This is a genomic window from Flavobacterium suzhouense, from assembly GCF_042684765.1.
Classification (GTDB): Bacteria; Bacteroidota; Bacteroidia; order Flavobacteriales; family Flavobacteriaceae; genus Flavobacterium; species Flavobacterium suzhouense.
This window is the reverse complement of the sequence record NZ_JBHUMD010000008.1, coordinates 49,810-64,888: the sequence shown is the minus strand read 5'-3', so window position 1 is coordinate 64,888 and position 15,079 is coordinate 49,810. Positions and strand designations below refer to the sequence as shown.

General features: G+C 39.9%; 16 protein-coding genes. 8 read left to right on the top strand and 8 right to left on the bottom strand.

The features are described from left to right. Positions 1-80: 80 nt before the first annotated feature. Together ACFSR3_RS08310 and ACFSR3_RS08305 are read right to left on the bottom strand one after the other, a co-directional pair. A complete protein-coding gene (locus tag ACFSR3_RS08310; protein WP_379820556.1) occupies positions 81-500 on the bottom strand; it encodes a hypothetical protein in 420 nt (139 codons plus the stop codon). Positions 501-576: 76 nt separating this feature from the next. Next, positions 577-1,479 (bottom strand): NAD(P)/FAD-dependent oxidoreductase, encoded by a 903-nt coding sequence (locus tag ACFSR3_RS08305; protein WP_379820555.1) that lies wholly within the window; start codon positions 1,477-1,479, stop codon positions 577-579. A gap of 96 nt (positions 1,480-1,575) precedes the next feature. Between ACFSR3_RS08305 and ACFSR3_RS08300 the strand changes: the two genes are divergently transcribed. The 6 genes from ACFSR3_RS08300 to ACFSR3_RS08275 all read left to right on the top strand — a co-directional run bounded on the left by ACFSR3_RS08300 (position 1,576) and on the right by ACFSR3_RS08275 (position 6,045). Then, positions 1,576-1,950, top strand: a complete 375-nt coding sequence (locus ACFSR3_RS08300) for a Fur family transcriptional regulator (protein ID WP_379820554.1) — start codon at positions 1,576-1,578, stop codon at positions 1,948-1,950. Between the two features lie 85 nt (positions 1,951-2,035). Further along, positions 2,036-3,106, top strand: a complete 1,071-nt coding sequence (prfA, locus tag ACFSR3_RS08295) for a peptide chain release factor 1 (RefSeq protein WP_379820553.1) — start codon at positions 2,036-2,038, stop codon at positions 3,104-3,106. A gap of 49 nt (positions 3,107-3,155) precedes the next feature. Beyond that, entirely contained in the window at positions 3,156-3,515 is a 360-nt protein-coding gene (locus ACFSR3_RS08290) for a four helix bundle protein (protein WP_379820552.1), read from the top strand. A 4-nt stretch (positions 3,516-3,519) separates the two neighbouring features. Beyond that, positions 3,520-4,356 (top strand): orotidine-5'-phosphate decarboxylase, encoded by an 837-nt coding sequence (pyrF, locus tag ACFSR3_RS08285; RefSeq protein ID WP_379820551.1) that lies wholly within the window; start codon positions 3,520-3,522, stop codon positions 4,354-4,356. Between the two features lie 69 nt (positions 4,357-4,425). After that, positions 4,426-5,262: an ABC transporter substrate-binding protein gene (locus tag ACFSR3_RS08280; protein WP_379820550.1), complete on the top strand. Its 837-nt coding sequence runs from the start codon at positions 4,426-4,428 to the stop codon at positions 5,260-5,262. Positions 5,263-5,316: 54 nt separating this feature from the next. Further along, a complete protein-coding gene (locus tag ACFSR3_RS08275) occupies positions 5,317-6,045 on the top strand; it encodes a hypothetical protein (protein ID WP_379820549.1) in 729 nt (242 codons plus the stop codon). Between the two features lie 5 nt (positions 6,046-6,050). On the opposite strand, the gene ACFSR3_RS08270 is transcribed toward ACFSR3_RS08275, so the two are convergent. The 6 genes from ACFSR3_RS08270 to ACFSR3_RS08245 all read right to left on the bottom strand — a co-directional run bounded on the left by ACFSR3_RS08270 (position 6,051) and on the right by ACFSR3_RS08245 (position 10,365). Then, on the bottom strand, positions 6,051-6,491 hold the full coding sequence (locus ACFSR3_RS08270; RefSeq protein ID WP_233506712.1) for a thioredoxin family protein: 441 nt from the start codon (positions 6,489-6,491) through the stop codon (positions 6,051-6,053). A 113-nt stretch (positions 6,492-6,604) separates the two neighbouring features. After that, entirely contained in the window at positions 6,605-7,033 is a 429-nt protein-coding gene (locus ACFSR3_RS08265) for a hypothetical protein (protein ID WP_379820548.1), read from the bottom strand. A 265-nt stretch (positions 7,034-7,298) separates the two neighbouring features. Continuing rightward, on the bottom strand, positions 7,299-8,015 hold the full coding sequence (locus ACFSR3_RS08260; protein WP_379820547.1) for a DUF4197 domain-containing protein: 717 nt from the start codon (positions 8,013-8,015) through the stop codon (positions 7,299-7,301). Between the two features lie 16 nt (positions 8,016-8,031). Continuing rightward, positions 8,032-8,769: a DUF4197 domain-containing protein gene (locus tag ACFSR3_RS08255; RefSeq protein WP_379820546.1), complete on the bottom strand. Its 738-nt coding sequence runs from the start codon at positions 8,767-8,769 to the stop codon at positions 8,032-8,034. 235 nt (positions 8,770-9,004) lie between these two features. Then, positions 9,005-9,463, bottom strand: a complete 459-nt coding sequence (locus ACFSR3_RS08250; RefSeq protein ID WP_379820545.1) for a hypothetical protein — start codon at positions 9,461-9,463, stop codon at positions 9,005-9,007. A gap of 5 nt (positions 9,464-9,468) precedes the next feature. Beyond that, complete coding sequence (locus tag ACFSR3_RS08245) at positions 9,469-10,365, bottom strand: EamA family transporter (protein ID WP_379820544.1); 897 nt, start codon at positions 10,363-10,365, stop codon at positions 9,469-9,471. A 395-nt stretch (positions 10,366-10,760) separates the two neighbouring features. On the opposite strand from ACFSR3_RS08245, the gene ACFSR3_RS08240 reads away from it, so the two are divergent. Beyond that, complete coding sequence (locus tag ACFSR3_RS08240) at positions 10,761-11,408, top strand: VOC family protein (protein ID WP_379820543.1); 648 nt, start codon at positions 10,761-10,763, stop codon at positions 11,406-11,408. A 99-nt stretch (positions 11,409-11,507) separates the two neighbouring features. Beyond that, complete coding sequence (locus ACFSR3_RS08235; protein WP_379820542.1) at positions 11,508-14,936, top strand: methylmalonyl-CoA mutase family protein; 3,429 nt, start codon at positions 11,508-11,510, stop codon at positions 14,934-14,936. Positions 14,937-15,079: the final 143 nt, after the last annotated feature.

The window sequence follows — 15,079 nt, the reverse complement described above, 5'->3', positions numbered from 1 at the left end:
TTAATGTAGATACACAGTAAGAATAATACTAAACAAAAATGCAGGCCGAAGCCTGCACTAAAATAACCAATTTTAAACCATTATTGTTTGGTGAACCTTTCTTTTGTTGTGCCGCCATCCCAACTGACATCAGCTTGGGTATCGCTTGTAAACGTTACATTTATAAGATCAATATTCTCATTTGAGAAAGTGATTTTGTAGGCATTGTTGCCCATATTTTTCCATGAATGGTTGTTAGTGGTATTTCCATTCTGGCAATCTTTTTCAAATTCATTTCCGCTTCCGTCGCTCTTAAATGTTATGTTGTATGCCCAGCACTCATTAGTGTCATCAGCTACAAAAGTGCCTTGCTCATCATAGTAACCATTATAGACCCATGTGCCTATAATTTTATCGTTTGGGTTTGAATTACCGGTATTTTTACTGTCGTCGTCACCGCAAGCTACAAAGACAAGTAGAAGTATTACTGTTGCCAGTTTTGAAAATAAAGTTTTTTTCATGATTTTGGTTGTTAGGGTTAAGCTGCAAATTTCTGCCAAAACCAATTATTATAAAATCCCTATTTTTTGGTATTTTTTACTGAAAATCAGCGGCACACAAATCATTATTGATGGTAACACCGGCTCTTGTTCCGGCTTCTGCTGCCATTATAACAGCGCGTCCCATGCTGGTGCAGTCACCCGAGGCAAATACGTCGGGAATGTTTGTGCGTTTAAATTCGTCTACTTCAATTAATCCTGAATCGTCTAGTATGATACCAAGATCTTCGGGTATAAAAGTGTGCTGTACAGCAGGTATTTTGGCATACATGGCTTTAAAATGATGAATGTTTCCATCTTTCAGTGTAATACTTTCCATATAACCATTTGTGTGCTGTACGCTTTCTATTTCAGTTTCAATGATTTCGATATTACGCTTCCTGAATTTGGCAGCGACTTCTTCACTTACTGTCGATTTTCCATTGGTGAATAAAGTAAGATCTTTGGTCCATTGTAACAGCAAAGGCAGAAAGTGCTCAGCAATTGGTCCATTCGCCATAAGCGCCGTTTTTTCTCCCTTTACCTCATAGCCGTGGCAATACGGACAATGAATAACTGATATGCCCCAACATTCGGCAAATCCGTCAATGTCCGGCATAATATCTTTAACCCCTGTTGCGAGTAATAATTTTTTAGTGCTAAAAGTTTTTCCGCTTTCGGTAGTAATGTCAAATCCCGTTTCGGTCTTAATACCTTTTAGAGCTCTGTCTTGTATAAACGTAACTGTAGGGTAGGTAAGAACCTGTTCTTTTGCTTTTGCAGAAATTACGGAGGGGACTTCGCCGTCATGGGTAATAAAATTATGAGAGTGTGGCGTTTGCCTGTTGCAGGGCTCTCCCGCATCTATTACCAGTGTTTTTCGCGATGCCCTGCCCAAAGCCATAGCGGCAGATAGCCCGGAATAGCTTCCACCAATGATGATTATTTCGTAACTGTTCATGATTTGTAGTGATTAATGATTTGGCAAAGCTAACTATTTTTTGTATTATTGCAATGTGATTGCATTAATTTACTGCAACAAATTTGCATTAACAAAATGAAAAGAAGAAATACACCTGCAAAAGCAGCTATTTTAAGTCTGCTGAAGGATGCTAATGCGGCATTAAGCCAGGAAATGATTGAGAATGAAATTAAGGGCGAAATGGATCGCGTTACCATTTACCGTGTGTTGAACAGCTTTTGCGAAGATGGCATTACACATAAGATTCTGGCCGATGATGGTAAGTATTACTTTGCTTTGTGCCATAGCTGTAATGAGCATACGCACGACCACGATCATTTTCATTTTAAGTGCATTAGCTGCCAGAAGGTAGAATGCCTTGAAGAAAAAGTTACCGTTAATTTACCGGAGGGTTATGTGCAAAAAAGCGTTACCAGCTGGGTAACGGGTAACTGTAAAAACTGTTCTTAACCGGAATGGTTTTTGTATTGAATATACCGCATTGAGAATCAAAAAAAATGCGTAATTTTGCACCTCCAAATAAGGAATTAAAGATATGTTAGACAGGTTACAGATAATAAAGCAGAAGTTTGACGAGATTTCGGATCTTATCATCCAGCCGGATGTAATTGCGGACCAAAAGCGTTATGTTCAGCTTAATAAAGAATATAAAGACCTTAAAGGGCTTGTAGAAAAGCGTGAAGAGTACATTAAGGTTACGGGTAACATGGCCGAGGCTCAGGAGATTATTGCTGATGGCAGTGATGCAGAAATGGTAGAGATGGCTAAGATGGAACTTGATGCTGCTAAGGAAAGACTTCCGCAGCTTGAAGAAGAGATCAAATTCATGCTTATCCCTAAAGACCCTGAAGATGCTAAGAACGTAATGGTTGAGATCCGTGCAGGTACGGGTGGTGATGAGGCGAGTATCTTTGCAGGTGACCTTTACAGGATGTATACCAAATACTGCGAAGGCATGGGCTGGAGAACCAGCGTTGTAGATATAAGCGAAGGTACTTCGGGTGGTTTTAAAGAGGTTATTTTTGAAGTTACCGGAGAAGATGTTTATGGTACCCTTAAGTTTGAAGCAGGTGTACACCGTGTACAGCGTGTACCTCAGACAGAAACTCAGGGACGTATCCACACTTCGGCAGCTACCGTAATGGTACTTCCGGAAGCAGAGGAATTTGACGTGCAAATCGACATGAACGATGTACGTATCGACCTTTTCTGTTCATCTGGTCCGGGTGGTCAGTCGGTAAACACGACGAAATCAGCCGTGCGTATGACACACATTCCTACAGGTCTTGTGGCACAGTGTCAGGACGAAAAATCACAGCATAAAAATAAAGATAAAGCACTACAGGTACTACGTTCACGTCTTTACGAGATGGAGCTTGCTAAAAAACAGGAAGAGGACGCAGCAAAACGTAACTCTCAGGTAAGTAGTGGTGACCGTTCAGCTAAGATCCGTACCTACAACTACCCTCAGGGACGTGTAACTGACCACAGAATTGGTCTTACACTTTATGACCTTGATGGTGTAATGAATGGTAACGTTCAGAAGCTTATTGACGAGCTTCAGTTGGTAAACAATACAGAAAAGCTTAAAGAAAGCGAATATTAATACTGGTTTTAGCTCTTAGGTTTTAGGTATTAGCAATATCCGGTATGTAATGAGAAATTTCAGGGATTTAGATGTTTGGAAAAGTTCTGTTCTATTTGTAAAGAAGATTTATCAAATAACAGATACTTTTCCAGCAACTGAAAAATATGGGCTTTCCTCTCAAATTTCTAGATGCGCCGTTTCAATACCTTCAAATATTGCTGAAGGGTGTTCCCGGAATTCTCAAAGGGATTTTTCAAGATTCCTTCAAATAAGTTTAGGTTCGTCTTTTGAGTTAGAAACACAAATTGAAATCGCAAAAGAACTTAATTTTATAAAAAACGAGCAGTATTTTAATTTAATTTCTGAACTTCATACTATTCAGAAAAGGATACAGGCTTTGAAAAAATATGTAGAAAATAATCTATAACTTAATGGCTAACGACAAACACCCAATACCCAATACCCAACACCTATTTGAACAGATTCAGAAGAAGAAATCATTCTTATGCATTGGATTAGATGTAGATTTGAATAAAATTCCACAGCATCTTTTAGCAACAGAAGACCCGATCTTTGAATTCAATAAAGCTATTATCGATGCTACGCACGACCTTGCCGTATCCTATAAGCCTAATACGGCTTTTTATGAAGCCTACGGACTTAAAGGCTGGATGTCGCTTGAAAAAACGATCAAGTACCTGAACGAAAAACACCCTGATATCTTTACCATTGCCGATGCTAAACGTGGCGATATCGGTAATACTTCTACCATGTATGCCAAAGCATTCCTTGAGGACCTGAATTTTGATTCGGTTACCGTGGCGCCTTATATGGGTAAAGACAGCGTGGAACCATTTCTGGCTTTCGAGAATAAGTTTACTATTCTTTTGGCTCTTACCTCTAATGAAGGTGCTTTCGATTTTCAGACCAAAACTGCCGAAGGCGAAGAGCTTTACAAGATGGTGCTGAAAACGTCGAAGGAATGGAAGAACAGCCAAAACCTGATGTATGTGGTTGGTGCTACCAAAGCAGAATATTTTACAGGCATTCGCCAAATCGTTCCTGACAGTTTCCTTTTAGTTCCCGGAGTGGGAGCACAGGGAGGCAGCCTTCAGGAGGTCTGCAAATACGGAATGAATGATAAGGTTGGTTTGCTTATCAACTCGTCAAGAGGGATTATTTACGCATCGAACGGTGAAGATTTTGCTGAAAAAGCAAGAGAGGAAGCACTAAAGATGCAACAGGAAATGGAAGCTCTTTTAGGTTAAATTTATTTAGAGTCCTGAGTTCAGCGTTCTGAGTAAGAACCCTAAACTCCAAACCCAGAACATTAGTCAATGAAAACATTCACCGACCAAATAGGTAACACCCATACTTTTACAGAAACTCCTAAGCGTATCGTATCACTTGTACCATCGCAAACCGAATTGCTTTTCGATTTGGGGCTGGAGGATAAGATTGTTGGGATAACTAAATTCTGTGTACATCCATACCATTTAAAATCGACCAAAAAGATAATTGGTGGTACTAAAAAGGTGCATATAGAAAAGATAAGGTTGCTTCAGCCGGATATTATCATTGCCAATAAAGAAGAGAATACCCTCGAGATTGTTGAGTCGCTAAAAGACATAGCACCAGTGTGGGTTAGCGATATCATTACAATCGACAATAATATTGCAATGATTGAGCAATTGGGGCAAATCTTCTCTGTACGCACTCAGGCACGCCAGTGGATTGATAAGATAAACTTTGGTCTTGCTGATTTTAAAGAGTACATAAAGGATAAGCCTGAAAAAAGAGCAGCTTATTTTATATGGAAAAACCCTTATATGGTTGCCGGTAATGATACCTTTATCAACGAGCTTCTTAAATTAAATAAGATAACGAACATCTACGAAAAGAACGAAGGGCGCTATCCTGAAGTGATTGTGCAAAAAATGCGAATTCAGGGTGATCCGCATATCATATTCCTTTCGTCTGAGCCTTATCCCTTTAAGGATGAAGATGCTTTTGAGCTGGGGAGACATACGCATCATGCACAGACTATATTTGTAGATGGCGAAATGTTCTCATGGTATGGTAGCAGGCTTGTAAAAGCATTTCCTTATTTTAAGCAGTTAAGAGAACGTATGGTTGACCACGATCATGATCACGACCACGGTCATCATCATTAAGTTTCTATAGTCGGTTAAAATATTTATATTTGGCTGTTAAACTAAACTACTGCCATGAAAAAGATATTTGCCACTATACTGCTTTTTACCTTTACATCGCTTTTTGCGCAACATGCTGTTATTCCCGGAGACACCATATTTGAAACCAAATATATTCAGCCGGAACGTTACCAAATGAAGTGGTATATTGTTCAGGAAGGGAACAAGCATGAAGTAGCCCGTATTAATACCTCTATCCAGCCCGGGAAATATAAGATTGCTATTGTTAACGATATAGATGTAAACAATGCTAAAACTACCTGGATAGATTCGACAATTACGCTAAGGTCTAATTTATCGCCTATACGACATTATTCTGATAATCTTGAACGTGCTGTTAAGCTTAAGTTTGGAGCATCTGTAACAGGCAGCTATAATGATAAGATTCAGAAAAAAGAGGTTAAGGTAAATGAGGAAGTTGCTGCTGGTAAATATTTTGACAGTAACTTTTTCCCTTATTTAGTGCGTCTGCTTCCGTACAAAGACGGTTATACTAAAGAGATAACTACCTATGACTATCATCCGGCTAAAAAGGGGATTGTTATCCAAAAAATAATGGATGTGAAATCGGGAACTTACAGGAACAAGAACGGACTGAATTTAGTATGGATAGTAACCACCATGGAAACAATTAAAGGTATTACCTCTCAGGTAAAATATTATATTGATAAATCAGACAGGAAAATTTTTAAGCAGGAAATTTTTGATGGTCAGCTAAACACGCTTATTGAGCGTTCGGAATAGTTGGATTATCGGGACATTTTTTTAAACATCACAATATATTCTTTTACGGTTTCTTTGTCTTCATAACCTGATTTGGCAAGGACTTTACCGTTTTTATCCAGCATTACGAAGTAGGGGAAAAAGCCGTCACGATTGTACTTTTCGGTCAGGATCATTTTCATGTCGTTTACGTTTACAGGTTCGGGGTTACCCTTTTTCTGTAAAAAATCAGCACGGAGCAATATCCAGTTTTTTTCGGCAGCCGCTATGAACTCTTCGCTTGGCCACACTTCTTTTTCAAGATACATGCATGGCATACACCAGTCGGATCCCGAGAAAACCAATAGTATGTTCTTGTTTGCTGCAGTAGCTTTCTTTTTAGCAACTGCAAGGTCGGTGTTCCATTCCTGTGCAGTGGCTAAGGTGCTTATCATCATAAGGCATAAAACGAGTACGCTCTTTTTCACTTCTCCTATTTTTTAGCAAAAATAGGAAACTATAGCAACTATAAGGCCGCATGGCTGAAAATTTAAGAATTGGTTATAAAAAAACCGCTGTTGGGGATGCAGCGGCTTTATCATTATGAAAAAGAGTATTGCTTACTCTTTCCATGAATCATGAATCGCCATTCTTTGTAATGGTATAACAGCATTAGAAAAACACCGGCGAGAGGTATTCCGGTTTCTATAAGTTCATCCGGCCTGTTGTCCAAAAGCAGGTGGAAAAGAAAAATAGAAGAAATAACCGGTAGTAAAACAATTGTGCCCAGTAACCTTGTCCTTGGAAACACGAGCAAAATGCCTGCAAACACCTCTAATGAGCCCACCACTTTTGTAAAGCCCGAGCTGCAAAGTGCAGTCATCAGGTTAATATAATCCTGAGGTAGTGTGCTCTCAGGGCCATAAACATTACAGGGGGAGATAAAGTGTTTGTCTACGCCGTTGTAAACAAAAAAGACACCCAATGACGCGCCGATGAGCGCGATGAGTATCGGGTAAAGTGGTTTCATAAGTTCTTTAGTTTTGGTAATTAAAAAGTTATAAATGTAAAAATATGTTAAATTTAACATTTATTTATCAAAAGAATATCATTTTTAGGTAAATATTTTTCTTACAAAAAACAAAAATGCCGGTAGTTGTATACCGGCATTTTTTTAACTAACCCTAACCAAAATGTGAGAAAACCATTTATTTGCACCTGCAAATTACTTAAATAATTTCCGCAACAATGTTAAGGATATGTTATATCTATTTGTTTGATAATAAAAACTTTAGCTACTTGTTGTCCTGTGCTGCGAACACTTTTTTAAGAAGCACCGAAGTACGGGCGTTTACATTGTTTCGAATATCTTTTTCTTCAACGGCAATCATTTTATATACTCCGTCAAGTGCTTCGTTAGTAACATAGTCTGTTAAATCTGGGTTAACTTTTTTAACCAAAGGCACCGCATTGTACTTGGTTATTATGTTTTTCCATACTTTATCGGCACCTACTTTACTGAAAGACGACTTTATAACCGGGTTGAATTTGGCATACAAGGGCGATGTGGTTTTTGTTCTTAGATAAGAAGTTGCAGCCTCGTCATTGCCCATCAGGATATTTTTAGCATCTGTAAAGGTGATTTCCTTAACGGCAGTTACAAATATCGGTGTAGCTTCTTTTACGGCATCCTCCGCAGCGCGGTTCATTAATTTAAGACCTTCGTCGGCAAGGCTGCCAAGACCAATATCACGAAGCGTTTTATCTACCTGTTGCAGTTCAGAAGGTAAAAGTATCTTGACCATCTGGTTTTTATAGAAACCATCTACTGCGGTAAGTTTGGTAACCTGCTTGTCGATACCGTTATCCAAAGCCTCGCGAAGTCCTGCTGCTATATCAGCATTAGAAAGTATTCCGGTAGTTTGTGGTAACTGGCTGGCTACCTGTTGTAGTTCGGCGCAGCCTGAAAGGGTTAAGCTGATTGCGATAAGTGGGATAAAAAGTCGTTTCATGGTATATGCTTAGGTGTTATTTCTTATCCTGTAAAGCAAATACTTTTTTCAGTAAATCTGATGTTCGTGATGATAAATTTGTCCTAATATTTTTTTCTTCTACCGTAATCATTTTAAACACACCATCCATCGCTTTATCGGTAACATAATCGGTAAGATCAGGATTAACTTTGGTTACAAGAGGAAAGCTGTTGTATTTTTCGATAATACTTTTCCAGATCACATCGGCTCCGACATTGTTTAATGAAGTCTGTACAACAGGACTGAATTTAGAATACAAAGGTGTTGAGGTTGTTTTTTGCAGATAGGCAGTCGCCGAATTATCTGCACCCATAAGGATGTTCTTTGCATCGGTAAAGCTCATGCTTGTTATCGCGTTAACGAATATTGGAGTAGCTTCTTTTACGGCATCCTCGGCAGCACGGTTTAGCAGTAGTAAGCCTTCGTCGGCCATTTTGCTCATTCCCATCTGGCGCATTTTTTTATCCACTTTCTGTAGTTCTTCAGGCAGGAGGATCTTTACGGCTTCGTTTTTATAGAAACCGTCAACAGCGGTAAGTTTGCTAACCTGTTTGGTTACACCTTCCTGAAGGGCGGCTTTAAGTCCGTTGCCTATTTCGGTATTGCTTAGTGTTGATTTTCCGGTAGCAATGTTTACAGTACTTTTTGCTTTGTCAAGAAGTCCGCCTAATTGTGCGTTTGCTGCAGCCGGCACCATTGCCGCTACCATAAGGGAAAGAAGGAATTTTTTCATGTGTGAATTTTTTTCAAAGCTAAAACAAAAACCATTCCTTTTTATTGTGAAGTTGATTTGTTGGTGTGGTGATTTGATTATTTAGAGCGAATTTATTCCCTACGGGAAATTTTTTCGATACCAAATTTCGATTGCTACCAACATTATTTCCCTACGGGAAACGTGGTTGAAAATATCGCATAGCGATTTAATGTTGGTAGAGAATGTGAGGGAGATAATTGTTTCCTGTAGGGAATTAATTCTTTTCAAATTCAGTATAGGCAGAAAGCAGTGTATTGATAGCATTTAGTTCCTCTAAATAATCTTTATTATCATAAATAGCGTCAGCGCGGCTGAGTAAAAAGCGGTATTCATCAGCATTTGCAATTTTGCCTTTTTTCAATATGCGTTTTACTTTTTGGATGTCTTTTTTGTTTACAAGACTGAAATCGAAACCAAATTTTTCTTTTATAAGGGCGTTAATTTCAGTAAGCTCTTCTTTTTTAGATGTCATTGTTGCCATCTCGTTCATGTCACTATATACATATCTCATTCCTCGTAAATTTTGTTTTTCAAAGCCATCACAGATAGCTTCTTTGAGCATCTTAAAGTTAGAATTGGGGTATTTGGTAATCATATAGTTCACAATTGTTAAAGACCATTCATATATATGGTTCAGTTCCTGTAATTGCGCTTCAGTAAGTTTTTTTGCCATGGAGTTTATTTTTCAATAGCCTTCATTTTCAGATAACTTCCAATATTAAATACTACAATTGATACCAATATCAGCGAATACGAAAGAATCTGCTCAAAAGTAATGTCTTCTTTGTAATACAATATTGCCAAAGCAAATGCGATAAGAGGGTTCAGGTAAATTAATATCCCGATAGTGGATGAGTTGATGCCTTTCATGGCAAAGAGGTTCAGGAACATTGGGATGATGGTGAACAACACGGCAATTAGCAGTATGAACAAATAGAATGTAACTTCTATCGGAGGTGTACTGCTATACACAGGGTAGAAAGGCAGTAATATCAATGCTACAATCCCTATTTGGAGTGTAAGCAATATAAATCTGTCCGGCATGGTGATGCGTTTCTGTAATACAAGGTATAGGGCATAGGTAGCAGCAACCACAATACTAAACATGGCATCACGCAGGTCGTTATAGGATAGTATGGCACAACTAACAAAACTCATAAATACTGCCAGCCATTGTATTTTGTGCAGTCTTTCTTTCAGGATGATAAATGCAAAAAACGTAGTAAGGATAGGGCATACCAGGTAAGCAAACGATGCTGCCTTAACGCTGATCTGGTTCATGACATAAATAAACAATCCCCAGTTGCCGGTAAGCAATACCGAACTTCCTGCTATTAAAAGCCACTGGTTTCGTCTTTCGGTTTTGGTAAGTGCTTTCAGGTAGGTTCGCGTTTCCTTTATCTTATCCCTTCGTACTGTGAAATTGATAATTACCATAAGGATTATACACGTAAATACACGGTAAAAAAGGATGTCTTGTGAAGGATAATCGTGGATGGGTTTTAGCCCGAAACTGAAGAACCCCCAAATAACAAAGGCGGTTACTGCAGCGAGGTAGTATTTAGGGAATTTCATTATCTCTTTTATAGTTAGCGGCTTTGTGTTCTCTTAACCACAAGGAACACTATGAAGCCACTAAGCGCACAAAGCTTTGTGAGCGTAGTGAATACTTCGTGACCTTTGTGGTTGAATTCATCTCTGAATAATGAGTTCACCAGGCTGAATGCAAAAATAACAAATATATATACCGAATGGCTCGGGTTTTGATATTTATATAACTGCTGCAAAGTATGTGTTACTATTTTAGTAATTAACGGTTTAAAAAGCTATAATGGTTTCGTTTTTTTAGTATTGAGGTAAGAATTTTATGAATATCGGAAAAGTGGAAGATTTAGCATTTAATTACCTTTTGTTTTACATTTTGCCTTTGCAATTATCATTAAATTAGTGGTTTGCACCACACACAGAAGATGAATATTATTGAACTCGAAATTCTTAGTGACGATCTCGCCGCTACGGAAAAATTTTATAAAAAGACTTTAGGGCTTACTCCGTTTTTTACCGAAAAGGATGCTCTGTTCTTTCAGGTAGGTTTTACCAAGCTGATCTTTAAAAAATCTGAAGGATTAAAACCGGTATATCATTTTGCTATTGATGTACCCAACAACCGCTTTTTTGATGCGCACCACCATATCCGGGAACAAGTGGGCCTTATACCTGTAGAAGGCGAGGAGATAGTCAATTTTATAAACTGGGACGCCAAGTCGTTTTACTTTTATGACAATAATGGCAATATTGTAGAATTTATTACCCGATACCCTAATCGCGCTTATGATGATGAACCTTACAGCAGCAGGTCATACATTTCCATAAGTGAGATTGGCCTGGTGACAAATAATGTAAAAGAACTTGCCGATACCCTGGCCAAGGAAGAGGGTGTGCCCATCTTTAAACGCCAGCCGCGTGCCGATGCTTTTACGGCATCAGGTGATGATGAGGGCTTGTTCATTATAGCTGCCAAAGGGCGTGACTGGTATCCTACCAATGTAAAATCGCAGTCGTTCCGTACCCGAGTGCTCTTTATGCAAGATGGAGAACTGGAGCATATTGTAAGGTAGTTCCTTATATTTTACTATAACGATTTTTCTAGGGGCATTTTGCTTTGAAAAATTTAATATTTCCGTAACTTGCGCCATCAAAATTGAATATAATTCAGAATGGAACAAGCACAACCTTATATTCCTAATAATAAAGTAAGAATTGTTACTGCTGCATCCCTGTTCGACGGGCACGATGCTGCTATTAATATCATGCGCCGAATCATTCAGGCTACCGGTGTTGAGGTTATTCACCTTGGGCACGACCGTAGTGTGGAAGAAGTGGTGAATACTGCTATTCAGGAAGATGCAAACGCTATTGCCATGACCTCTTACCAGGGTGGGCATAACGAATATTTTAAATACATGTACGACCTGCTTAAAGAAAAAGGAGCAGGGCACATTAAGATCTTCGGTGGCGGAGGAGGAGTAATCCTTCCTGAGGAAATTAAGGAACTTCATGAGTACGGAATCACCCGTATCTATTCTCCGGACGACGGGCGTGAGCTTGGTCTTCAGGGGATGATCAATGACCTTGTGCAAAGAGCTGATTTTCCTGTGGGAGATACCCTAAACGGTGAGCTAAATCATCTGGCTGAAAAAAATCCTACGGCTATAGCAAGGGTAATCTCTTCGGCGGAGAACTTCCCTGAAATTGCTAAGGACACACTTGATGCTATCCATAAACAAAACGAAACAACCAATATTCCGGTACTGGGTATTACAGGTACGGGGGGTGCAGGTAAATCATCGCTTGTAGATGAGCTTGTACGTCGTTTCCTTATCGATTTCCCGGAGAAAACCATCGGTCTTATTTCGGTTGACCCTTCAAAACGTAAAACAGGCGGTGCGCTTTTAGGTGACCGTATCCGTATGAATGCCATCAACAACCCAAGGGTATATATGCGTTCATTGGCTACACGTCAGTCTAACCTTGCACTTTCAAAATATGTTGCCGAGGCCATTCAGGTACTTAAGGCAGCTAAATATGATCTTATCATTCTTGAGACATCAGGTATCGGACAATCAGATACCGAAATCCTTGAGCACTCTGATGTTTCGCTTTATGTAATGACACCTGAGTTTGGTGCTGCTACCCAGTTGGAGAAAATCGACATGCTTGATTTTGCCGACCTTGTAGCTATCAACAAATTTGACAAACGCGGTTCGCTTGATGCACTTCGTGATGTTAAGAAACAATACCAGCGTAACCACAACCTGTGGGATGCTAACCCTGACGACCTTCCTGTATTTGGTACCATCGCTTCGCAGTTTAACGACCCGGGCATGAATACCCTTTACAAAAAGATCATGGACAGGGTAGAGGAGAAAACAGGTGCAGGACTTAAGTCGACTTTCGAGATTACGCGCGAAATGAGCGAGAAGATATTTGTTATCCCTCCGCACAGAACGCGTTACCTTTCTGAAATTGCAGAGAACAACCGTAAGTATGATGAGGTTGCCCTAAGCCAGCAGGATGTTGCCCAAAAACTATATGGTATCTTCAAAACCATAGAGACTGTTGCAGGTGTAACGCCTACAATTGATAAATCGGGTATTGTTGAGACTTCTGTTGAAGTTAAGGAAGAAGACAAAAAACAATTCATGTCGCTACTTCTTAAGGAGTTTGACAGAGTGAAAATGAACCTTGATCCCTACAACTGGGAAATCATCCTTACATGGGATGACAAGGTAAACAAATACAAAAATCCTGTTTATTCTTTCAAAGTAAGGGATAAAGAGATTAAAATACAAACGCATACCGAATCGCTTTCGCATTCGCAGATACCAAAGGTTGCCCTGCCTAAATATCAGGCTTGGGGTGATATCCTTAGATGGTGTCTTCAGGAAAATGTACCGGGCGAATTCCCGTTCACGTCAGGATTATATCCGTTCAAGCGTGAGGGCGAAGACCCTACGCGTATGTTTGCAGGAGAGGGCGGACCGGAGCGTACTAACCGCCGTTTCCATTACGTGAGTTTAGGTATGCCGGCAAAACGTCTTTCTACAGCATTTGACTCTGTTACCCTTTATGGTAATGACCCTGACCACCGTCCGGATATTTACGGTAAAATTGGTAATGCAGGGGTTTCTATCTGTTGTCTTGACGATGCCAAGAAACTATACTCAGGCTTTAACCTTGCCCACCCAATGACATCGGTGAGTATGACCATCAATGGTCCTGCACCAATGCTGTTAGGTTTCTTTATGAATGCCGCTATCGATCAGCAATGTGAAATTTACATTAAAGAGAACGGCCTTGAGAAAGAAGTTGAGAAAAAAATAAACGATATATACAAAGCTAAAGGCGTGGAGCGTCCGCGCTACAATGGCGACCTTCCACAAGGTAATGATGGCCTAGGGTTAATGCTTTTAGGTGTTACCGGAGATCAGGTGCTGCCTGCTGATGTATATAATGAAATAAAAGTGCGTACCCTTACACAGGTTCGTGGTACCGTTCAGGCGGATATCCTTAAAGAAGACCAGGCACAAAATACCTGTATCTTCTCTACGGAGTTTGCGCTTCGACTGATGGGTGACGTTCAGGAGTATTTCATCACTAAAAATGTGAGGAACTTCTATTCGGTTTCGATTTCAGGTTACCACATTGCCGAGGCGGGTGCGAACCCAATCACACAGTTGGCGTTTACGCTGGCTAACGGATTCACTTATGTAGAATACTACCTGAGCCGTGGCATGAACATTAACGACTTTGGTCCGAACCTGTCGTTCTTCTTTAGTAACGGTATTGATCCTGAGTATGCAGTAATCGGGCGTGTAGCGCGTAAGATTTGGGCGAAAGCACTTAAGAACAAATATGGCGCTAACGAGCGTGCTCAGATGTTGAAATACCACATCCAGACATCAGGTCGTTCACTTCACGCACAGGAAATAGATTTTAATGATATCCGTACAACGCTTCAGGCGCTGTATGCAATCTATGATAACTGTAACTCACTGCATACTAATGCTTATGACGAGGCAATTACTACGCCAACGGAAGAAAGCGTACGCCGTGCAATGGCTATTCAGCTTATCATCAACAAAGAGCTTGGTCTTGCGAAAAATGAAAACCCAATCCAGGGATCGTTTATCATCGAAGAGCTTACCGACCTTGTCGAAGAAGCGGTATTGGCAGAGTTTGACCGTATCACAGAGCGTGGCGGTGTACTTGGTGCTATGGAAACCATGTACCAGCGTTCTAAGATACAGGAAGAGTCGCTATACTACGAAACCCTTAAGCATACAGGCGAGTTCCCTATTATTGGGGTAAATACGTTCCTGAGTTCTAAAGGTTCGCCAACAGTAGTTCCTGCTGAGGTTATCCGTGCTACGGAAGAAGAAAAGCTGTTCCAGATCAAAACGCTTGAAACGCTTCATGCTGCCAATGCAAAACAGGTAGAAGAGCGCCTTGCGATTATTCAGGATGCTGCGATTAACAACAAAAACATATTCGATGAGCTAATGGAAGCTGCTAAAGTGTGCTCCCTTGGCCAGATTACTGCTGCCCTGTTTGAAGTGGGTGGGCAGTACAGAAGGAATATGTAATCTTTTAGATTTAAAGATTTAATAATTGAAATATTTAAAGATTGCCTCCGCGAAAGTGGGGGCTTTTTTTGTAACAACCCTGCCAACATCTGCATCATGATTTTTGGTTGTTGCTAATAGTATTGTTTTCTTTACGTAACAAA